This is a genomic window from Streptomyces sp. NRRL S-118 (assembly GCF_000716335.1).
Classification (GTDB): Bacteria; Actinomycetota; Actinomycetes; order Streptomycetales; family Streptomycetaceae; genus Streptomyces.
Map to the genome: position 1 here is coordinate 270,708 of NZ_KL591003.1, position 21,103 is coordinate 291,810.

17 protein-coding genes and 2 pseudogenes are annotated in these 21,103 nt (G+C 73.0%); 7 read left to right on the forward strand and 12 right to left on the reverse strand.

The features are described 5' to 3' along the window. Nucleotides 1–16 precede the first annotated feature (16 nt). Nucleotides 17–856, forward strand: coding sequence for an SCO6745 family protein (locus IH00_RS0107910; RefSeq protein ID WP_031071052.1), 840 nt, complete (start codon nucleotides 17–19; stop codon nucleotides 854–856). Nucleotides 857–1,162: 306 nt separating this feature from the next. On the opposite strand, the gene IH00_RS0107915 is transcribed toward IH00_RS0107910, so the two are convergent. The 5 genes and pseudogenes from IH00_RS0107915 to IH00_RS0107935 all read right to left on the reverse strand — a co-directional run bounded on the left by IH00_RS0107915 (nucleotide 1,163) and on the right by IH00_RS0107935 (nucleotide 6,047). Next, complete coding sequence (locus IH00_RS0107915; protein WP_031071054.1) at nucleotides 1,163–1,960, reverse strand: maleylpyruvate isomerase family mycothiol-dependent enzyme; 798 nt, start codon at nucleotides 1,958–1,960, stop codon at nucleotides 1,163–1,165. 508 nt (nucleotides 1,961–2,468) lie between these two features. Further along, nucleotides 2,469–3,242 (reverse strand): SDR family NAD(P)-dependent oxidoreductase, encoded by a 774-nt coding sequence (locus tag IH00_RS0107920; RefSeq protein WP_031071056.1) that lies wholly within the window; start codon nucleotides 3,240–3,242, stop codon nucleotides 2,469–2,471. After that, nucleotides 3,239–4,246, reverse strand: coding sequence for an NADP-dependent oxidoreductase (locus IH00_RS0107925; protein WP_031071057.1), 1,008 nt, complete (start codon nucleotides 4,244–4,246; stop codon nucleotides 3,239–3,241). The genes IH00_RS0107920 and IH00_RS0107925 overlap by 4 nt, the downstream gene beginning before the upstream one ends. A gap of 221 nt (nucleotides 4,247–4,467) precedes the next feature. After that, nucleotides 4,468–4,748, reverse strand: a pseudogene (locus IH00_RS39985) (IS630 family transposase); the annotation flags it as partial. A 63-nt stretch (nucleotides 4,749–4,811) separates the two neighbouring features. Next, complete coding sequence (locus IH00_RS0107935; RefSeq protein ID WP_031071059.1) at nucleotides 4,812–6,047, reverse strand: MFS transporter; 1,236 nt, start codon at nucleotides 6,045–6,047, stop codon at nucleotides 4,812–4,814. 544 nt (nucleotides 6,048–6,591) lie between these two features. On the opposite strand from IH00_RS0107935, the gene IH00_RS0107940 reads away from it, so the two are divergent. Next, nucleotides 6,592–7,950 carry an MFS transporter gene (locus IH00_RS0107940; protein WP_039946529.1) on the forward strand — a complete coding sequence of 453 codons (1,359 nt, stop codon included), beginning with the start codon at nucleotides 6,592–6,594 and terminating at the stop codon, nucleotides 7,948–7,950. Nucleotides 7,951–8,005: 55 nt separating this feature from the next. Here IH00_RS0107940 and IH00_RS0107945 read toward each other — a convergent pair whose 3' ends face one another. The 4 genes from IH00_RS0107945 to lnt all read right to left on the reverse strand — a co-directional run bounded on the left by IH00_RS0107945 (nucleotide 8,006) and on the right by lnt (nucleotide 13,173). Beyond that, on the reverse strand, nucleotides 8,006–10,051 hold the full coding sequence (locus tag IH00_RS0107945) for a helix-turn-helix domain-containing protein (protein ID WP_039946627.1): 2,046 nt from the start codon (nucleotides 10,049–10,051) through the stop codon (nucleotides 8,006–8,008). A 154-nt stretch (nucleotides 10,052–10,205) separates the two neighbouring features. Continuing rightward, a complete protein-coding gene (locus IH00_RS0107950; protein ID WP_031071065.1) occupies nucleotides 10,206–11,003 on the reverse strand; it encodes a 3-hydroxybutyrate dehydrogenase in 798 nt (265 codons plus the stop codon). Nucleotides 11,004–11,066: 63 nt separating this feature from the next. After that, on the reverse strand, nucleotides 11,067–11,543 hold the full coding sequence (locus IH00_RS0107955) for an NUDIX hydrolase (RefSeq protein WP_031071067.1): 477 nt from the start codon (nucleotides 11,541–11,543) through the stop codon (nucleotides 11,067–11,069). A 10-nt stretch (nucleotides 11,544–11,553) separates the two neighbouring features. Continuing rightward, a complete protein-coding gene (lnt, locus tag IH00_RS0107960) occupies nucleotides 11,554–13,173 on the reverse strand; it encodes an apolipoprotein N-acyltransferase (protein ID WP_031071069.1) in 1,620 nt (539 codons plus the stop codon). A gap of 208 nt (nucleotides 13,174–13,381) precedes the next feature. Here lnt and IH00_RS0107965 point away from each other — a divergent pair, with 208 nt between their 5' ends. Beyond that, complete coding sequence (locus IH00_RS0107965) at nucleotides 13,382–14,488, forward strand: O-antigen ligase family protein (RefSeq protein ID WP_052411264.1); 1,107 nt, start codon at nucleotides 13,382–13,384, stop codon at nucleotides 14,486–14,488. Here IH00_RS0107965 and IH00_RS0107970 read toward each other — a convergent pair. Both IH00_RS0107970 and IH00_RS0107975 read right to left on the reverse strand, forming a co-directional pair. After that, nucleotides 14,463–14,996, reverse strand: a pseudogene (locus IH00_RS0107970) (hypothetical protein); the annotation flags it as partial. The gene IH00_RS0107965 and the pseudogene IH00_RS0107970 sit on opposite strands and share 26 nt — an antisense overlap. A gap of 136 nt (nucleotides 14,997–15,132) precedes the next feature. Continuing rightward, entirely contained in the window at nucleotides 15,133–15,918 is a 786-nt protein-coding gene (locus IH00_RS0107975) for a glutamate racemase (RefSeq protein WP_031071074.1), read from the reverse strand. Between the two features lie 58 nt (nucleotides 15,919–15,976). Between IH00_RS0107975 and IH00_RS39465 the strand changes: the two genes are divergently transcribed. Then, on the forward strand, nucleotides 15,977–17,344 hold the full coding sequence (locus IH00_RS39465) for a glycosyltransferase (RefSeq protein ID WP_031071076.1): 1,368 nt from the start codon (nucleotides 15,977–15,979) through the stop codon (nucleotides 17,342–17,344). Nucleotides 17,345–17,361: 17 nt separating this feature from the next. Here IH00_RS39465 and IH00_RS0107985 read toward each other — a convergent pair whose 3' ends face one another. Next, a complete protein-coding gene (locus IH00_RS0107985; protein ID WP_031071078.1) occupies nucleotides 17,362–18,747 on the reverse strand; it encodes a TerD family protein in 1,386 nt (461 codons plus the stop codon). 293 nt (nucleotides 18,748–19,040) lie between these two features. Here IH00_RS0107985 and IH00_RS0107990 point away from each other — a divergent pair, with 293 nt between their 5' ends. The 3 genes from IH00_RS0107990 to IH00_RS0108000 all read left to right on the forward strand — a co-directional run bounded on the left by IH00_RS0107990 (nucleotide 19,041) and on the right by IH00_RS0108000 (nucleotide 21,094). Next, a complete protein-coding gene (locus IH00_RS0107990; protein WP_031071080.1) occupies nucleotides 19,041–19,517 on the forward strand; it encodes a DUF6643 family protein in 477 nt (158 codons plus the stop codon). Between the two features lie 43 nt (nucleotides 19,518–19,560). Further along, nucleotides 19,561–20,394, forward strand: coding sequence for an MOSC domain-containing protein (locus IH00_RS0107995; RefSeq protein WP_031071082.1), 834 nt, complete (start codon nucleotides 19,561–19,563; stop codon nucleotides 20,392–20,394). A gap of 103 nt (nucleotides 20,395–20,497) precedes the next feature. Continuing rightward, on the forward strand, nucleotides 20,498–21,094 hold the full coding sequence (locus tag IH00_RS0108000; RefSeq protein WP_031071085.1) for an Rv1733c family protein: 597 nt from the start codon (nucleotides 20,498–20,500) through the stop codon (nucleotides 21,092–21,094). Nucleotides 21,095–21,103 lie beyond the last annotated feature (9 nt).

Sequence of the window (21,103 nt, forward strand, 5' to 3'; positions counted from 1 at the left end):
CCGAAGAGGTGACCCCGTGAACACAGCACGCGCGGCCTGGCGCCGCCTCGAGCCCGTACACGCCATGATCTACTTCGCCCCCGAAGCACGGCGACGGTACGCGGCCCTCGGACTGAGCGGACACGCCGGGTACTTCACCTCCCGGAGCGCCGCGTTCGGCCGGGCATCCGCCGAGCTGGTCATTTCGACCTTCTACAACTTCAACCCTCGTCTCGTACGGCGGGCGGTCGACGGAGCCTGGGACGCAACGACGCCGCAGCAGGTGTTGGACGCGCGGTACGCCGCGGCAGGCGAAGCCCTGCGGCGTGCGGGAATCCACGAGCTGCCCGCCTTGCACGAAGTCCTGGCGCTGACCCGCCGGGCCGCCGAGGCGGCCTGCGACCACGCGCAGGGCCGCCCGCTGTTCGCCGCGCATGCCGCCCTGCCCTGGCCGGAGGAGCCGGTGCTGCAGCTGTGGCATGCCCAGACACTGCTCCGGGAGTTCCGTGGAGACGGCCATGTCGCGTGCCTGCTGAGCGAGGGCGTCGGGGGCTTGGAGGCCCTGGTTCTGCACGCCGCGACCGGTGAGGTTCCCGTCGCCTTCCTCAAGGCGAGCCGCGCATGGCCCGAGGAGGAGTGGGTCGGCACCCAGCAGCGCCTACGCGAGCGCGGTCTCCTCGACGGCGACTCCCTCAGCCCGGAAGGCGTCCTCCTGCGCCGGCACATCGAGGACCGCACCGACCGTCTGGCCCTTCCCGCCTACGCCACCCTGGGTGACGCCGGTTGTGAGCGTCTCGCCGAACTCGCCAGCCCCTTCGGCCACGCGGTCGTCAACGCCGGCCTTCTCGATCCGGGCTCCGCCGGGGCCCGCTCGTAGTGACCGGGCCCTTGTCCCCTCCGCCTCCTGCTTCATCCGCTGGAACCAATGGCCATGCCCTGAGTCATCGAGGTCGGCGCGGAACCAGCCGGGTCGGTGGCCGACTTCGCAGGGCGCCCTCTTGAGCCAACGGCACCGGATCAAAGAAAAGGGGCAGTGCGGCGTACCGGAGGCAGTAGGTGTTCGCGGACGCGGCAACCCATGGCCCCTCCGTCGCTTCGACCGGAAGCGGTTACGGCATCCGCCCGGTGAAAGTCACCTCGCGTTGCGTCCGCGTCCTCGTCCTCGGCACACACCCGTCGGGCCTCAAAAGGCGGAGTTGGCGAACCAGTGAGCCAGCAGGTGCTCGTCCCCCTCGTGAGCGAGGGCCTCTGCCTCGTACGGCAGGCGGCCGTAAACGAGCAGGAGCAGGTCGGCCGCGGTTCCCCGGACGGTCGCGTCAGCGGTGTCCGCGGACGGACGGGACGTGTCCAGTCCGAAGCCGTCGGGCCGCAGGCGAACGAGCCAGGCGTCGTCTCCGTCGGTCGTGCGGAAGCGGATGGTCCTGTCGGGGCCGCGCAGGTCGGCCACCTTGGGGGCGAAGGAGGTGGCGAAGGGCAGGTTCACGAGGAACTCGTCGATCCCGTCGACGGCGACCGGACGGTCGATGACGGGCCGGAGGCCGAGTGCCAGCTCGGCATCGGCCCGGTGCAGCAGCGTCTCGAAGAGCATGCGGCGTACCCAGAAGCGGGCGTGCTGGTCGACGCCCCACGCCCACATCGCAAGGTCCGGGTCGGTGACTGCGAAGGCGTCCGCGGCCACCGTCGCGCTCTCGGCCAGCCAGTCGGCGTATCCGTCCTCCTGCTCGGGGAGTCGCAGGTTCACCTCACGTGTGCGCGGGGGTTCTTGGATGCGCGCCCGCAGCAGGGCCGAGAACCATCGCTGGACACTGCCTGTGTGCTTGACCAGGTCGGCGAGCGTCCAGCCGGGGCAGCTGGGCACCGCGGTAGCCAGGTCGGCGTCCCTGACCGCTGCGACGAACCGGGCGGTCTCCGCCGCGATCGCCGTGCGGTGATCGACCCGGGCGACACCGGATGCGGGATCGGCGTGGTCGGACGTGGTCATCGTGACATGCCTTTCGATGAAGCTGTGGGTGAGCCGGACGGCTGGTCGAGGACGGATCGCGGCCTTCCTCGGGACGAGCGTACGAGGCACGTGCGCCGACCTGATCCCCACGAGGCAGCGCCGACCACCAGGCCGGATGCCACCCCGGCTATCGTTCGGCTCATCGTGAACCGGCTGTCCTGTGGCAATGCGGGCATGGCCTCCGGAAGCGGGAACGTCCGCGTCGGCAGCGAATGATCACCGAACTGCCGACGGCGGACTCGACGAGCAGAAGCAGAGCCAGGGCACCCACGCCCACGGGAGCGCGACTGCACCGCGCAGCCCGCTGCCGCGCGAATCCGGGGTCGCCTGCCGGAGGTCGGCCCACCGGGCCGCTCGGAGCAGCCGGGCTCGGCCGGACGGTCCGCTGCCCCGCCGTGTACGGATTCGGCTCGGCCGCCGATGCCGCGACCACCGCCGGGCAGTGACACCGGCAGCCCGTGACGGACACGGACTGCCGTGAGCCTTGTCAGATGCCGACGGGCTTGCCCGGCCCCGGCACATGACGGAAACGGAACGGCTCCGGGTCGCGTCCGGCCTGGATGAACCAGCACTCCCCGGTGTCGTCACCGGTGACGATCCGCAGCACCGTGTCCGCCACGACCTCGGCCGGGATGATCGGCAGTTCCTGCTCGGAGAGCATGTCGCGCAGGTGGTCGATGATCCGCGACTCGGCGAACCCCGGGCAGACGGCGTTGAAGCGCACGTTCTGACGCGCGAGAGCCGGTCCCAGGGAGCGTGCGAGTCCCACGACCGCATGCTTGTTGGCCGCGTACAGCGGATCCAGCGGTACGGCCGCCAGGCCCGCAAGGGACGCGGTCGCCACGATCACTCCTCCGCCGCGGGCCCGCAGCGCCGGCAGGACCGCATGGGTGCCGAACACCACGCCGTCGAGGTTGGCCCCCATCGCACGTCGGTAGCGCGCCAGGTCGAAGTCGTCGCCGACGCCGCATCCGGTCGCCACCCCCGCGTTGAGAAACGCGATGTCGACCCCGCCGTACTGCTGCTCGGCGAAGTCCACCAGCGCACGGTTGGCCTCGAGGTCGGACACGTCGCAGGCACGGAAATGGCCGTCGACCATCTCGGCCACCTCACGGCCGCCCCGCGCGTCGAGGTCCGCGACCACGACGCGTGCCCCCGCCTCTGCCAGCGCCAGCGCCGTGGCCCGGCCCAGTCCGCTGGCACCGCCGGTGACGATCGCCACCTTGCCCTGGAGCGCGGCCCCGCTCTCGGCGACCGTCATGCCAGCTCCAGGACGAGCTTGCCGACGTTCTCACCGCGGAAGAGCATCTGCAACGTCTCGGGGAAGTCGTCCACGCTCCCTCGGACCACGTGTTCCTTGACCTTGATGCGGCCGGCGCCGATCCAGGCGGAGATCTCCTGGGCGGCCTCCGCGTAGCGCTTGGCGTAGTCGAAGACGACGAAGCCCTCCATACGGGCGCGGCGCACCAGCAGCGAGAGGTAGTTGGAGGGGCCCTTGACCGGGGTGGCGTTGTTGTACTGACTGATCGCACCGCACACCACGACGCGTGCGCGCATCGCCAGCCGGGTCAGGGCTGCGTCGAGGATGTCACCCCCCACGTTGTCGAAGTAGACGTCGATGCCGTCGGGGGCGTGGTCGCGCAGCGCCTTCCTGACGTCCTCGGCGCGGTAGTCGATCGCCGCGTCGAATCCCAGTTCGTCGGTGAGCAGCGCGCACTTCTCCGGTCCGCCGGCGATGCCCACGACCCGGCAGCCCTTGGCCTTCGCGATCTGACCCGCGATGGTGCCGACCGCGCCGGCCGCCCCCGACACCACGACGGTCTCGCCGTCCTTCAGCGCCCCGACGTCCAGCAGGCCGAAGTAGGCGGTCATGCCGGGCATGCCCAGCGCGCCCAGATACGTCGAGGGCGGGGCGAGGGACGTGTCGATCTTCAGGACGCCCCTGCCGTCGGAGACCACGTACTCCTGGACGCCGAAGGTTCCGACCACGTGATCACCCGGCTGGAAGTCGGGGTGGTTCGATGCGGTGACCTCGATGACCGATCCGGCGCGCATCACCTCACCGATGCCCACCGGCGGCAGGTAGGAGGGACGGTCGTCCAGCCAGCCCCGCATCGCCGGGTCCAGGGAGATCATGCGTGTCCGTCCCGCGAACCGGCCCGGGCCCGGCTCGTCGACGGAACCCGCACAGTGCTCCCAGTCGTCGGGTTTGACCTCGCCCACGGGGCGGGCTGCCAGACGGATCTGGCGGTTGGTCGCAGACATCGCGCCTCCTGTCGTAACCGGTTCCCTGCGAGCATACCGACCAGTAGGTACGACCACTGGCGTGATCCTGGCCACATGCAGCTCTCCCCGCCGGATACCGAGGAGCGACGGCATGACACCCCGCGGGCGGGCGGCGGCACGCGTCGCCGCCGGCGCTCGACCGGGGGTCCTCAAGCCGCTCGGCATCGCGCTCACTGGCGGCAACCGCTACGACGTCACCAGGCGAACAGGGTGGTGGTGCCGGCGCGGACATAGTCGTGCGTGACGCGTTGCGGCACTCCGGGCATCATCGGCAGCACCGGCTGAAAGCGGTCCAGCGCCTGGATCTGCGACTCCTCGTCCGATCCGTGGACAGCTTGAACGTCTGCGAGCGGTGCGGATGCAGGCCGAAAGCCCGCCAGATGCGCGACACCGTCGACTGCGACAGACCCAGTTCCTTCGCCATCGAGCGTGTCGACCAGTGGGTCGCGTTCCTCGGTGCGGACTGCAGGGTCTTGGTGACCCCGCGAGGTTTCTCGTGTGCGCACGGGCCGTACAGCCGGAGCGGCGCCAGAAGCCACCCCTTTCAGGCGGCTGCAACCTTCCATGCGACTTCTGGGTGTGTCTGCTGAGCGCGCCGGTGACGTTGTGCCCAGCGGACGGCGAATGGTGCTGCCAGTCCCGTCAGGGTGAACAGCGCTCCTACGACGTACCACCCGGGGCGGCCCCAGGTGATGCAGAGTGAGATCAGCAGGGCCGGTCCGAGGGCTTCAGCCAGTCCGGCGCCCAGGCCAAACACTCCGAGGTACTGACCGGTGGCATGCTGTGGGGCGAGGGCGAAGGACACTTCGAAGCCTGCGGCAGAGTGCCACAGTTCGCCGATCGTGTGGATCACCATCGCGGCCAGGAGAAGTGTGGCAGCAGCCCACGCTGGTATCCCCGCAGACAGGGAGATCAGTGAGCAGGAGACGAGGAAGGCCACGCCGGCTCGGCGGTAGGCGGTTCCGCCGGCAGCTGGGGAATTGATGCTGCGGCTGGCTCGTATCTGCAACGCAATGACGATGATGGTGTTCATGAGCATGGTGCACGAGATGAGCCAGCGCGGGGCAGTGGTGGCCGCGACCAGCCAGAGCGGTATGGCCACCGTGAGCACCTTGAACTGGACAGCCATGATGCCGTCGAGAGCGGTGAGCAGGAGGTAAGGGCGGTCCCGCAGGGCGATCCAGCGGGGGCCGCCGACGGCGGGGACAGGTTTGACCGGCGGCAGGTAGATCAGGATCGCTGCGGAAGCCGCGAAGGCAACCGCATTGGCGATGACCATGAGTTGGTAGGCGGGGAGGGTGCCGACCTGGACGGCCCAGCCCGCCAGCAGTGCGCCGAAGGAGATGCCTACGTTGGTCACGGCGCGGAGACAGGCGCGGAATTCCTGCGGTCGGCCCCCTCCATAGTGCCTGATGAGCGGACTGCGTGCGGCTAATCCGGCCGCTTTGGCGCCGATGGCCGTGCCTACCGCGGTGACGAACGGCCAGAAGCTGTCTGCCAGTACGAAGCCGGCAGTGGCCAGCGCTTGGACGACGAGGGTGATCGCGTAGACACCGCGCGCTCCGTGCCGGTCCGCGAGATGACCGACAGCGATGCCCACGGCCAGCGAGACGACACCGGCGATGCCGAGTCCGAGGCCCACCTGGCTTGCCGGAAGGTGGACTGCCTCGGTGAAGTACAGGACTCCAGCGGTCAGGTAGAGGCCGCTGCCGACGGTGTAGACGAAGTTCGAGGCGGCGATGACGCGCTGTGGGCCGGGATCCGGCATCGGTCCGGGCATGACGGGGCTCCGCCTCCTCGGTCGACAGTAAGGACTGGCGACATCGGCAACCATATGGCGACCCAGTTGGCCCACATCCCCGCGGAATGGCGCTAGGAACTGTGTCGGACGGGGCGGAGCTATCCGAAGCGTTCACGTTCACGGTCGGGGCAGGGACGGTGTGCTTCGCCTGGCGCTGCGCCGAAGCGAGCACGGTGCGGGAACTTGTCGCGGGAGTAGCCGGTCCTCGACTCGTAGTTCCACTATGGCGGCGCGCGATGACGCCGATGCGGCACGTCTCGCAGGCTTGCCGGAAATCGTCAGCACCAAGCCCGCACAGAAGTCAGCACGGCACCCCCAAATCGTGCCTGAATAGCGCAACTTAGACAGCTCCCCTCCCGGCCTCGTCAAGGCCGTCGCGGAGACCCCGGCAGCGCCCCCATGGTGGCCCCGCGCACACCCGACCCCAGAACTATGGTGTCCCACCACATACGTCTCTGACCTGCGCGTTCCTACGGTATGGCGACACGCAAGCGTCCCCGTCGACCGCCAGGAAGTGGTGCCGATGTCCTCCCCCGCGACCGCTCCACCAGCCCCGTCCAGCCTCAAGCGCATCGTCGCCGCGAGCCTCATCGGCACCACCATCGAGTGGTACGACTTCTTCCTCTACGGGTCCGCCGCAGCGCTGGTGTTCAACAAGCTGTTCTTCCCCGGTTCCGACCCGCTCGTCGGCACCCTGCTGTCGTTCCTGACGTACGCCGTCGGCTTCGCCGCGCGGCCGCTCGGGGCGTTGGTGTTCGGGCATTACGGCGACCGGCTCGGGCGAAAGAAGCTGCTCGTCCTCAGCCTGCTGCTGATGGGCGGGGCCACCTTCGCCATCGGGCTGCTGCCGACGCACGCCACGATCGGCTCCGCCGCTCCCGTGCTGCTCACCGTGTTGCGGCTGGTGCAGGGGTTCGCGCTGGGCGGCGAGTGGGGCGGGGCGGTGCTCCTGGTGTCGGAGCACGGTGACGCCCGGCGGCGCGGGTTCTGGGCGTCATGGCCGCAGACCGGGGCGCCAGCCGGGCAGTTGCTGGCCACCGGCGTACTGTCGGCGCTCACCGCCCTGCTGTCCGACGCCGCCTTCACCTCATGGGGCTGGCGCATCCCGTTCCTGCTGTCCGGTGTCCTGGTGATCGTCGGCCTGTGGATACGGCTGTCCGTGGACGAGTCGCCCGTCTTCAAGGCCGCGCTGGCCCGGGCCGAGGCCCGCAGGACCGAGACCGGACAACTGGAGAGGATGCCGCTCGTGGCCGTGCTGCGGTACCACTGGCGTGATGTGCTGGTGGCGATGGGCGCCCGGATGGCGGAGAACATCAGCTACTACGTGATCACCGCGTTCATCCTGGTGTACGCGACCACGTCGGCCGGGCTGAGCAAGCAGACCGCTCTCAACGCCGTTCTCATCGCCTCCGCCGTGCACTTCGCGGTGATCCCGGCGTGGGGCGCCCTGTCCGACCGCATCGGGCGGCGCCCGGTGTACCTGATCGGTGCGATCGGGGTCGGGGCATGGATGTTCCCCTTCTTCGCGCTGATCGACAGCAAGAGCTTCGGCAGCCTGCTGCTCGCCGTGACCGTCGGTCTGGTGCTGCACGGAGCGATGTACGCACCGCAGGCTGCGTTCTTCTCCGAGATGTTCGCGACGCGGATGCGGTACTCGGGCGCCTCCATCGGTGCGCAGTTCTCCTCGGTCGCCGCCGGTGCGCCGGCTCCCCTCATCGCCACCGCGCTGCTGGCCGACCACGACAGCTCCACGCCGATCGCGCTGTACGTCATCGCCGCGGCGCTGCTCACCGTGGTCGCCATCGGGTGCGCGCGGGAGACCCGCAGCCGTGACCTGGCGGAGGACGCCGTCGAGGACGAGCGGGCCGTGGTCGTGCGCTGAGGAACCCCGCGGAGCCGAACGGCCGGCCGCCCCCGCGCGGGGGCGGCCGGCCGTTTCAGCGTGCGACCGCGGCGGACATGAAGTGGAGCCGCAGCGCCAGCTGCACCTCCAGGGCACGTGCCGGGGACTGCCAGTCCGGGCCCAGGAGCCGGGCGATCCGCTCCAGGCGCTGGGCCACGGTGTTGACGTGGACGTGGAGCTCGTCCTTGGTGCGCACGGGGCTCATCCCGCTGGCGAAGTACGCGTCCAGCGTGCGCAGGAGGTCGGTGCCACGGCGCCGGTCGTACGCGACGACCTGTCCGATCGTGCGGTCGACGAAGCCGGCGATGTCACGTGAGTCCGCCAGCAGCAGCCCGAGGAAGCCCAGGTCCTGGGCCGCGGCGCCTTCCCCCGAGCGTCCGAGCAGCCGCAGTGCCTCCAGGCAGCGGCGGGCCTCGGCGTACGCCGGGGATATCGCGCCCGGCCGGGCGGCGGGCGCGTCGACCGGTGAGGAGGCGCCGACGGTGACCGGTTCGCGCAGGGCGCCGCCGAGGTGCTTGGCCGCATGGCGGGCCAGGCCGGCCGCGGTGTCGCCGGACGTGAGCGGCAGCAGCAGAACGGTGCCGCCGTCGCGTGCGGAGGCCAGCCCGTGCCGGGTCGCCGCCAGATGGGACGCGGCCGACCACAGGCGCTGCCGGTCGGCGCTCTCCCGTACGGCGGTGTCCCCCGGCAGGACGCCGTCGGGCGGCACTCCGTCGCGTCCCGTCACGTCCCCTCCCCTCGCGCCCCGTCCCGTCGCGTCCCGTCCCGTCGCGTCCCGTCCCGTCGAGTCCCGTGCCGTCGAGTCCCGTCCTCGCATGTCCCGCTCGGGTACGTCCCGTTCGTGGGTGCCCGGCGCCGACCGGTCGATCCGGGCGGCCAGAACCACGTGCGGGGCGTCGAAGTCGGCACGGAGGCGGGCGGCGCGTTCCCTCAGCAGCCGCCGGTCGCGCTCCGGCGCGTCCAGCAGGTCATCCAGCAGTTCGCCGCGTACCCGCTGCTCCGCCTCACCCGCCGAGCGGCGCGCGAGCAGCAGCAGGGAGGTGACCATGGCGGCGCGCTCCAGGGTGCGCCGGTCGACCGGATCGAGGTCCGGGTGGCCGCGCAGGACGAGCGCCCCGAGAACCTCGCCCCCCACCGAGACGGCCGCGACCCAGTCGTCCCCGTGCCGCACGGCCCGGCCGTCGCCGTGCGCCGCGCCCGGGAGCGGGCCTTCGGTGAACCCGACGGTCCCGCCGAGGACTTCGGACAGGGCGGCGGCCACGTCATGGACGCCTCCCCCGCGCAGCACCAGCTCCGTGAGGCGGTCGTGGACCTCGGAGGCGCGCTCGATGACTCCGCTGTGGGCGCGGATGATCTCGTTGGCCCGCTCCAGCTCGGCCAGCGCCGACCGGGTCTCGGCGAGCAGGTTGGCGGTGTCGATGGCGACGGCGGCGTGCGCCGCGAACGAGCCGAGCAGCGCGACCTGTTCGCGCTCGAAGACACGGGCGCGGCGGTCCGCGGCGAAGAGCACGCCGATGACCTGGCTCCCCAGGGTCAGCGGCACGCCGAGGATCGCCACGAGCCCTTCGTCCCGTACGCCCGAGTCGATGGTGCGGGTGTGGCGGAACCGTTCGTCGTCGAAGTAGCTCTCCGTCACGTACGGCCGGGCGGTCTGGGCGACGAGCCCACCGAGCCCCTCCCCCATGCCCAGGCGCAGTTGCTGGAAACGGGCGGACACCGAGCCTTCGGTGACCCGCATGTAGGTGTCGCCGGCGGCCGGGTCGTTGAGGCTCAGGTAGGCGACCTCCGTACCGAGCAGGGAACGCGCGCGCTGGACGATGGCGCGCAGCACGGCGTCCAGGTCGCGCAGTCCGGCCAGGTCGTGTGCCGTCTCGAACAGCGCGGACAGCTCCGCCTCCCTCCGCCGCCGACCCTCCAGCTCCGCGCGCACGCGCAGCGCGAGCTGCTTGGCGTGCTCCAGTGCGGCCAGCGCCTCGGGGCCGGCGCCGCTCGCACGGGCGAGCAGCGCGGGCCGGTCGTAGGCCTCGGCGGCCGCGCCGCGGGCGAGGAGCTCCAGGTAGGAGAGCTGTTCGTCGGACATGGTCACAGGGATACCTGCCGTACGGGGGGTCGCACCAGCCCTGTGGAAAACCCGGCGGCGGACCGGTCGGCGGTCCCGCGGGCCCCCTCGGCCCCCGCCGCCCCCGCTCGCGCCTCGACCGCCCGCGCCGCCCCCGCTCGGGCCGTGACCGTGCTCAGTGTGCGGTCCAGCCGCCGTCGAGGACGAGTGACGTACCGGTGATGAACGAGGCCTGCGGCGCGCAGAGGTAGGCGACGGCCTCCGCGACCTCCTCCGGTTCGATGAGCCGCTTGAGCGCCGTGTCCTTCAGCAGCACGTCGGAGAGGACCCGCCCGGCCGGGATGCCGTGGGCGGCCGCCTGGTCGGCGATCTGGGCCTCGACGAGCGGGGTGCGGACGTAGCCGGGGTTGACGCAGTTGGAGGTGACCCCGTGCGGAGCGCCTTCGAGGGCGGCCGTCTTGGACAGTCCCTCCAGACCGTGTTTGGCGGCCACATAGGCGGACTTGTAGGCAGAGGCGCGCAGCCCATGGACGGAGGAGATGTTGACGATACGGCCCCACTCCTGCCCGTACATGTGCGGCAGCGCTCCCCGGATCAGCCGGAACGGTGCCTCCAGCATCACGGTCAGGACCGTGCGGAAGGCCTCCGGCGGGAAGTCCTCGATCGGGCTGACGCGCTGCAGCCCGGCGTTGTTGACGAGGATGTCGGTGCCGGCCGCGGTCTCCTCGGCGGCGTCGAGGTCCGTGAGGTCGAGGACGTGCGGCTCGACCGCACCGGCCAGGCCCTGGGACGCCTCGGCCAGTGCCGCCAGTGCGGCGAGGCCGTCGGCGTCCCGGTCGACGGCCTTGACCTTGGCCCCGACGGCCGCGAGCCGCAGCGCGCAGGCCCGGCCGATGCCGCTCGCGGCACCGGTGACGAGCGCGGTGCGGCCGCCGAGGTCGAGGGAGGTGACGGTGGGGTGGGGTGCGGTCATGCTCCGCACCTTATGGAGCCGTGCCACCACGACGTATGTGTTCCAGCTCCATACTTCCGCTTATCACGCAGTGGTGGCGAACCATGTGGGCTCGTCGGCCAGGGCCTGCTTGATCCGGAAGAGGTCGCTGTCCCTCAGTGGTGGCAGCGCGTCGAGCGGGAACCAGCCCACGTCCAGCGACTCGTCGTCGTTGACACGCGCCTCGCCTCCGACGGCCCGGCAGCGGAAGGTCGTGTCCATGTACTGGCACTGGTCGCCGTTGGGGTACGTCACCGGCTCCGGCAGGGCCTCGACCAGGACGACCCGTTCCACCACGCACTCGACGGCGGTCTCCTCGTACACCTCGCGCACGGCGGCGAGGGCCGGCTGCTCCCCCGGGTCGGGGATGCCGGTGATGAGCGTCCACCGGCCGTTGTCGGCCCGTCTGCCCAGCAGCACCCGCCCCTCGTCGTCGAAGACGACGGCGGAGACGCCCGGCAGGAAGAGCAACTGGTGTCCGGCCGTGGCCCGGACGGCCCGGATGAAGTCAGGGATCGCCATGCCCACGACCTTAGGCGGAGACCTGCTCCGTCCGGGCGGCACGCCGGGTGCGGAGCGCTCCGGCGGCGGCCCGGACCAGCCCGGCCACGGCGAGCGCCACCAGGGCGGCTTCGGGAAGGGTGCCCAGCCGGGTGGCCGGGGTCAGGGAGGAGCGCAGCGGCACCTCGGAGACCAGGGCGTCCGGAGTGAACATGCGGGTCTCCTGGACGATGGTGCCGTCCGGCCGGATGATCGCGCTGACACCGCTGGTCACCGGGACGACCACGGAGCGGCTGTGCTCGACCGCCCGAACGCGTGACATGGCGAGCTGCTGGTAGGTCATCTCGCTTCGCCCGAAGGTGGCGTTGTTGCTCGGTACGTCGATGAGCTGGGCGCCGTGCGTGACGGTGTCGCGCACCGCCCAGTCGAAGGCCGCCTCGTAACAGGTGGCGAGGCCCACCCGGGTGCCGGCGAGGTCGAAGACGCCCACCTTCCCGCCGGGCCCGAAGTCCCGGCTGACACGGTCGACGTCGCTGTCGAAGAGGCGCACGAAGGACCGCATCGGGATGTACTCGCCGAACGGCTGCACATGCCGCTTGTCGTACGTGTCGGCGGGGCCGCGCTGCGGGTCCCACGCGATGAGCGTGTTGCGCAGCGGGCCCGTCTCGGGGGTGAGCACGGCGCCGATGACGGTGGGTACGCCGATGGCGCCGACCGCGCGGTCGATCACGGCGCGCGCGTCGCCGTTGCGGTAGGGATCGAGGTCGGAGGAGTTCTCCGGCCACAGCACGAAGTCCGGCTCGGCGACCTTGCCGGCGGCCACGTCGGCGGCGAGCTGCTCCGTGCGGCGCGCGTGGTTGTCGAGCACGGCGCGGCGCTGGGCGTTGAAGTCCAGCCCCAGACGGGGCACGTTGCCCTGGATGGCGGCGACGGTGGCGGTGCCGTCCTCGGCCGTGGCCGACACGAGCGGCAGCGCGGCGAGGGCGGCGGTGACCGGGACGAGGACGGAGAGCAGGGCCGTGGCGAGCGGGCCGCGTGGGACGGAGCGAGCCGCCCGGTACGCACGCAGCGCGCGGACCGCCTCGTACAGACCGAAGCCGCAGAGGGCGACGGCGAAACCGAGCACGGGCGTACCGCCGACCGCGGCCAGGGGCAGGAACACGCCGTCCGCCTGGCCGAAGGCGATCTTGCCCCAGGGAAAGCCGCCGAAGGGGACGCGCGCGCGTGCCGCCTCGCCGAGGATCCACACGGCGGCGGCGAACACCGGCCAGGCCGGCAGGCGCGACACCGCCGCGACACCGAGGCCGGTGGCACCGATGAAGAGCGATTCCGCGGCGACGAGCGCCAGCCACGGCACCGCGCCGACCTCCTCGCCCGTCCAGACGAGCAGCGGGAGGAGGAAGCCGAGCCCGGCCAGGTAGCCGAGGCCGAAACCCGCCCTGAGGCGCCGGCCGCGCAGGGTGGCACCCAGCAGGGCGAAGGCGGGCAGGGCGAGCCACCACAGGGGACGGGGCGGGAAGCTGAGGTACAGCAGGACCCCGGACAGCACCGCCGTTGCCGGTCTCATCAGGCGCCGCAGGAGCCGTGCGCTCCACCTGTGCTCGGCGGCGGGCGGGGGTGCGTCGTCGACAGGGGTCATGGTGGCGCTCACGTGCGGAGTCTACGGCGGCGGCCGCGGCGGGCGGGAGGGCGGCCCCGGCGGCTGCAACATCGTTTCTGCACAGCCTCTCCACACCTCGGGCCGGGCGCCGCTACGGTGAATGCCGGTCCTGTCCCATCAGGGACCCGTCAGTCGGGGGGGCGACGGGATGATCGCTGCGCCGAGACCTGCGCCGCAGTCCGTGCCGGAGTGTGTGCCGGTGCGTCCGCCGGAGACGGTCGCGGAGCCTGCCGCGGAGCGCGGCCGGGCGGCCGATGTGGTGGGTGCCGCGCTGCTGGGCGCGTGTGCGGAGTCGGCACTGGTCAGCGCCGCGGGCCGGGACGCCCGCCCGGAGGGGGTGCTGCTCGCGGTGCTCGCCCTCGCGGCGGGGTACGCGTGCGGGCGGATCGCCAGGGCGCTGCTGCCGGTCGCCGCCGCGGCGGCCACGGCGCTGGCGATCCTGGGCCTGATGACCGCCGCGCGGACGGGACTGCCGGGTCTGCCGGGCGCCACGGCCACCGGCGGGCCGCTGCCGGGCGACGCCGGTGCGTACGCGGCGCTGGCGGCCCTGGCCGCGGGGGCCGCCTGCTGTGCGGCCTCGGCGGTCCGGCGCCCGTCGCTGCGCCCGGCGCTGCGGCTGGTGGCGCTCGGTGTGGCCGGCACGTCCCTCGCCCTCGGGCCGGTCGCCGGGTGCCTGGCGGGCGCGGCGGTGCTTCTGTGCTCCCTGGCCGTGGCCCGGGCGCGGCGGCGGGGCCCCGTACTGGTGGGCCTGGCGCTGTCCGCGGGACTGGTGGTGTGTGCGTCGTGGGCGGTGGCCGAGGACGTCCTGGCGCCGGGGACAGGGGCTTCCGTCGAGGGCCCGCTCACTTCGTACCGGGTGCGGCTGTGGCGGGACGCGAGGGACGTCGTCCACCGGGAACCCCTGCTCGGGGCGGGTCCGGGCCGGTTCGGCGAGCTGAGCACCGCGGCCCGGGAGTCGCCGCGGGCCAGCGGCAGGCCGCACTCGGCGCCCCTCCAGCAGGCGGCCGAACAGGGCCTGGTGGGCGTCGCCGTGATGGCCGGGACGGGGGCCTGGCTGCTGTACGTCCTGTGGCGCTCACTGCGGCCGACCCCGGTGGTGCTGTCGGCCGCCGCGGCGCTCACCGCGCTCGCCGCGCTGGCCGCCGTCGGCAACGTGCTGAGCTTCACCCCGGTGACGACGGCCGCCGGGCTGCTGGCCGGTCTCGCGACGGCGCGCGCCGCGGTGACGACCGACGGCGCACCGGGCCGGCGGCCGGCGGTCGGTCGTCCTGGTGGCGGTGCCGGTGCAGGAGGCGGTGGCGGATGAAGTGGACCGCGCCCTCCGCGTTGTCGACCGTCACGGTGAAGCTGCGCCCGTCGCCCAGGGTCAGGACCAGGGCCTCGCCCCGGCGGACCACGACGGCCGTGCCCAGCTCGGGACGCCAGCGGTAGCCCCAGCCTCCCCACTGGCGCGGGGTGACGGACGGGACGAACTCGGCGCCGACGACGTGCTCCAGCGGGATGCGGCGGCGCGGCACGCCCATGTGGCCGCAGCGCACTTCGAGGGCGTGGTGGTCGACCGTGATCTCGACGTGGACGAAGGCGAGCGTGCCGAAGAGCACCAGCAGCCCCACGGTCACGCATCCGATCACCGCCATCAGCAGCGCCGGAACGCCCGTGGTCCACGGGGAGGCCACGGCCAGGGCGATGCCGAGGGCCACGCAGGCGGCGCCCGCGGCGGCGAGCAGCCACTGGACGCGGTTGGTCGCGCGGCCCGTCCAGATCTCGTGCCCGGGGTGGGTGGGGGCCGGCTCGCTGCGGGGGTGGTCCCTCATGCGTAGCAGGGTACTCACGTTCCGCTGTCGCGGCTCCTCGTGCCACAGGCGGGCGCCGCCCCGGGTGCCGTGCTGCGGCAGGGCGCGCGGCCCCGGAGCAGGGGGCCGCGGAAGGCCCGTCGGCCGGCGGGAGCGGTCAGCCGGTGGGCGCGACGGCGGCGAGCAGGCGGCCCTCCGCGTAGGTGAGCGCCGCCTCCGGGAGCCCGGAGGGGCGGCCGCTGAGCAGCACGGCGAGTGAGGTGCTGAGAGTGGCGGCCGGTGCGGGTGCGGCACCGATGCGGCGCAGCGCCTGGGCGGCCACGGCGCCGGCGGAGCCGTGCAGGTCGACGGGTGGCCGGCCGGCCGGCTGGACGGCGGCACGGATGCGCTCGGCGACGAGTTCGTAATGGGTGCAGCCCAGGACGACGGCCCTGACGTCGTCGGGGGTGAGGGCGGCGGCCGCCGCGATCGCCCGGTCGACGGCGTCCTCGTCGGCGTGCTGCACGGCGTCGGCGAGACCCGGGCACGGCACCTCGGTGACGTCGACCGACCCGGCGAACTCCCGGATCAGGTTCCGCTGGTACGGGCTGCCGGTGGTGGCCGGGGTCGCCCAGATGGCGACGGGGCCGCCGCTCGCGGCGGCGGGCTTGATGGCGGGGACGGTGCCGACCACCGGGATCCCGGGCTCCAGCTCCGCGCGCAGCGCGGGCAGCGCGTGGACGGAGGCGGTGTTGCAGGCCACGATCAGCGCGTCGGGGCGGTGGGCGGCGGCGGCCCGGGCGACGCCGAGGGCGTGCTCGGTGACGTAGTCGGGCGTACGGGGTCCCCAGGGCATGCCGTCGGGGTCGGAGGAGAGCACCAGATCGGCGTCCGGCCGCAGCCGGCGCACCGCGGCGGCCGCCGCCAGCAGGCCGATTCCGGAGTCCATGAGCGCGATCTTCACCCGGTCACCCTAGCCGACGCCCCTTGCGCTCCCCTCGTTGTGGGGCAGACTGCGACGAATGAGCACCATTGCGTGGATCGCGCTGGGGTCGCTGGTGGCGTGGGCCTGGCTGCTGCTCGGGCAGGGCTTCTTCTGGCGGACGGACCAGCGGCTGCCCCGGCGGGCCGACCCGGCCCGGTGGCCGTCCGTCGCCGTGGTGGTCCCGGCGCGGGACGAGGCGGAGGTCCTGCCCGTGAGCCTGCCGTCGCTGCTGGCGCAGGACTATCCGGGGCCTGCGTGGATCGTGCTGGTCGACGACGGCAGCAAGGACGGGACGGGGGATCTCGCCCGCGCGCTGTCCGTGCGGCACGGGGGGCTGCCGCTGACGGTGGCGACGCCGGGCCCGCCGGAGCCCGGGTGGACCGGGAAGCTGTGGGCCGTGCGGCACGGGATCGCGGTGGCCCGCGCGCGAGCAGTCGCGGGCGGCCCCGGGGCGGTGGGGGTCCCGGACCTGATGCGCGGCCCCGGAACGATGCGGAACCCGGAGGCGGCGGCCCCGGACGCGATGGGCGGCGGCCCGGACGCGGCGGATGACCGCCCGGACGCGGCGGGCGGCCCCGGAGCGGTGAGGGCCCCGGAGGCGGCGGACTGCCCGCACGCGGTGGGCGACCCGGACTACCTGCTGCTGACGGACGCGGACATCGCCCATGAGCCCGACAGCCTCCGGGAGCTCGTCGCCGCGGCCACGAGCAACCGCCTGGACCTGGTCTCGCAGATGGCACGGCTGCGGGTGGCCGGCGGCTGGGAGCGCCTGGTGGTGCCGGCGTTCGTGTACTTCTTCGCGAAGCTGTATCCGTTCCGGTGGACCAACAAGGACGGCGCACGGACGGCGGCCGCGGCCGGGGGCTGCATGCTGCTGCGCACGGAGATGGCGGACCGGGCGCGCCTGCCGGAGTCGATCCGGCAGGCGGTGATCGACGACGTGTCCCTGGCCCGGGCCGTACGGCGGGCCGGCGGACGGCTCTGGCTGGGCCTCGCCGAGCGGATGGACAGCGTCCGCCCCTACCCGCGGCTGGCCGATCTGTGGGGGATGGTGTCCCGCACCGCGTACGCGCAGCTCCGCCACAACCCGGTGATCCTTTTGGGCACGGTGGGCGGGCTGCTGATGGTGTACGCGGTACCGCCCGCCGCGCTGTGCGCGGGCCTGTTCGGGGGTGACCCGGCCGCGGGTGTGCTGGGCGCCGCGGCCTGGGCGGTCATGACGGGGACGTACATCCCGATGCTCCGCTATTACCGCCAGTCGCTGTGGACGGCGCCCCTGCTGCCGTTCACGGCGGCGCTCTACCTGGGCATGACGGTCGATTCCGCGGTGCAGCACCACCGGGGGCGCGGGGCGGCCTGGAAGGGCCGTACGTATCCGCGCCCGCAGGCGGCGCCGGAACGGTAGGGCCGGGGCGGCCCCGGTCAGTCCTTGCGGGCCGGCGTCCAGGTGAGGCCCCAGCCGTAGGTGGTGTCGACGGTCTCCTGGTGGGTGACGCCGGGCTGCGGGAGCAGGTAGCGGGCCTCCCGGCGGACGACGAGGTCGCCGTGCTCCTGGGTGATGAGGGCGAGTGCGCAGACGCGGGAGTTGACGGTGCAGGCGTCGAGGGAGAAGTCGACGGGGGCGCCGTGCTGCGGGTACAGGGTGACCGTGGCCTGCAGACCGGCGAAGCTGGTGGCCCCGTCGTAGATCGTGACGAAGACGAGGATGCGGCGGAACCGGTCCTTGTGGTCGAGGTTGATGGTGAGGTTCTCGCCGGTGGCTACGGCTCCGGTGCGGTCGTCGCCGTCGAGGTGGATGTACGGCGGCCGGTGCAGGGAGCCGAAGGTGTTGCCGAGCGCCTGGACGACGCCTTTGCTGCCGTCGGTGAGTTCGTACAGGGCGCCCAGGTCGAGGTCCACGTCGCCGGCGGCGAGCTTGGCGAACCAGCCCCGGCCGGAGCCGGCGGAGCGGCTGGTCCAGTCGAGGTTGACGCGCATGGTGCCGGAGGTTCCGCCCTGCTTGGTGAGCGAGACGGAGGGGGCGTTCTTGGTGAGCGTCACCTTGGTGAGCGCGACCTTGCGCGGGGCGGGCGCCGGACTGCCGGGCGTACCGGTCCGCCGGCCGGCGGGCACGTCCCGCGGCACCGCGGGCGGAGGGGTGGCCACGGGGTTCCGGGGCGCGGGCACCGACGGGCGGGACACGGGGGCGGACGGCCGGGACGGGGGCGCGGGGTTCCCGGACGCGGGCGGCCGGGGCGCCGGGTCCGCGGACGCGGACGGCCGGGGTACCGGGGCCGGGTGCCGAGGCGCGTCGACCGTGATGCCGAAGTCCGTTGCCAGGCCGGCCAGTCCGCTGCCGTAGCCCTGTCCGACCGCACGGAACTTCCACGCTCCCTGCCGCCGGTACAGCTCGCCCAGGATGAACGCCGTCTCCACGGTGGCGTCCTGGCTGTCGTACCGCGCCACCTCCGTGCCGTCGTCCGCGTCCAGCACCCGTATGCACAGCCCCGGCACCCGCCCGAAGGACGCGCCGTCCGCCGAGGCCGCGAGGACGATTTTCTCCACCGCGGGCTCCACGCGGGCGAGGTCGACGGCGAGGGTGTCGGTCACCGCCGGGCCGGATGTGCGCTTGCCTTCGTGCCGCACCGCGCCCGAGGCGTGCGCGGGCTGGTTGTAGAAGACGAAGTCCGCGTCGGAGCGCACCCTGCCCGACACGAGCAGCAGGGCGGACGCGTCGACGTCCGGCACACCGGGACCGGAACGCCAGCCCAATTCGACGCGAAGACTTCGCGCCGGCACGACGACATTGGCTCCTTTAATCATGGACATGACCACCCCTTCGCCGGTCCGACGCCTGGCGATTTATGTACCCGCCAACGTAATCGAGGAGACGGGGACGTGTCCGTCGAAGCGACGGGAAGACACCGGGAGGCCGGAGGGGGCCCGCCCGGGGGTCTGAGGACCGACCGCCGGTAACCCCTCCTCAGCATGGGTTTTACCCGAAGGGGCGCCCCCTTTTTGCCACCTTCGGTCACATTGGGGATCGATGGCCTCTCAGTACACGTAAAACAACCCTCTTACCGGGCTCCCCAAAAGCAGATCGTGGGCTTAACTTATGTGCCATGACCTCCCCCCGCTCCTACGGCGGCGCTTACTACGGCGCGCCGTCGTTCCCGGACACCCCGATCTACGACTCCCTCGTCGCGGAGCGGGGCACGCCTCAGATCGCCCCGATCCGAGTGCCTGCCGCGTACGACACCGGCAACAGCTACCTGCCGGCGCTGCCCGCGGCGCTCCCCGCCCTCCCGGCGGCACCCTCCCAGCCCGCCCCGTCCTACGGCGGTTCCTACGGCTACCCCCAGCCCGCCCAGATGCAGGCGCCGCAGCCCACTCCGCTGCATCAGGCGCCCGCTCCCTACATCCCCCAGCAGGCGACGGCGCCGCGCGGCTACGCCGGCCCCCAGCCCCCGCAGTACTCCCGGCCGGTCGCCACGGGGTACGAGGCGATGCGCCCGGCAGCCCCTCGTCCCGCGCCGGCGCCCGCGCCGGCTCCGTACGACGACCCGTACAACCGCCCCTACCAGGGCGGCGGGTACTGACCGAACGGCACCCGTGCCGGGGAGCGACTGGCAGGATGAGGCCATGCCGACTGCAGAAGTGAGCTCCCTGCACATCCATCCGGTCAAGTCGCTCGGCGGTTCCGCACCCGCCGAGGCGGTGGTCGAGCCGTGGGGGCTCGCCGGGGACCGCCGCTGGATGCTGATCGACGCCTCGGCGAAGGCGGTGACCCAACGCCAGCACGCACGGTTGGCGTTGGCCTCCGCCGCGCTCGGGGAGGGCGGCGGGATCACGCTGTCCGCGCCCGGGCGGAAGCCGCTGCCGGTGCCGGTGCCCTCCGGGGCCACCGGCACGGTCGTGACCGAGATCTTCGGGACGAAGGTGGAAGCCGTACCGGCCGGGGCCGCCGCCGACGCGTGGCTCAGCGCCTATCTCGGCGAGGACGTGCGGCTGGTGCACCTGGACGATCCGGCGCGCCGGCGTCCCATCGACCCCGACTACGCGCAGCCCGGCGAGACGGTCAGCTTCGCCGACGGCTTCCCGCTCCTGGTCACCACCACGGCCTCGCTCGACGCCCTGAACTCCCTCATCGCACAGGGCGACCACCCCGACGAGGGGCCCCTGCCCATGGAGCGCTTCCGCCCGACCGTCGTGGTCGACGGCACCGCGCCCTGGGACGAGGACCGCTGGACGCGGATAGCGATCGGCGAGGTCACCTTCCGCGTCGCCAAGCCGTGCGGCCGCTGCATCGTCACCACCACCGACCAGCGCACCGCCCGGCGCGGCAAGGAGCCGCTGCGCACCCTCGCCCGGCACCGCCTCATCGACCGGCGGATGGTCTTCGGCCAGAACCTGGTGCCGGAGGGCACCGGCACCCTGCGCACCGGGGACCCGGTCGAGATCCTCGGCTACCGGTAGACGGGACCGCCGGGTGCATGGTGCCCACGGCGGAGGGAACCCGGAAGGTCCGTACGCGCGTTGACGGACACGGAAGGGGGTGCCGAATTCCGTGCATACGGTCATGGGGCTCTGGCGCTGGCGGCACAACTCCCTGTGCCGGACCACCGATCTCGCCGAGGCGTGGGTGGCGTTCGCCGCCCTGGTGCTCGTCTGTCTGGCGGCGCCCGCCGCGGGCTTGCTCACCGGCGCGGCGACCCATGCGTCCGTCCAGCAGACGGCGCGGCTGCAGCAGGCGCACCGCCATCCGGTCACCGCGGAGGTGCTGGGTCCCGCGCGGGGCCGCGACGGTGTGCCGCGGGACCCGGACGCCTCGGCGGACCACCGGATGCGCAAGCCGGTGCGGGCGGGCTGGACGGCCCCGGACGGCACCCTGCGGACCGGGACGGTGAGCGTCGCCCGGCAGAACGCGCAGCCGGGCGACACGGTGCGGATCTGGACGGACGACCGGGGCCGCCCGGTGAACCGCCCCATGGACGCGTCCACGGCCCGCGAGCACGCCGCGCTGGCGGGCGCCGGTGTCGCCGTCGCGTCCGCGGCGCTTGTCGAGGGCGTGCGGCGGCTGGTCGTACGGCAGCTGACGCAACGGCGGTACGCGCGCCTGGACCGCGAGTGGGCCCGGACCGGTCCGGACTGGGGCAGGACGGGCGCGGGCAGCTGACCGGTCGGC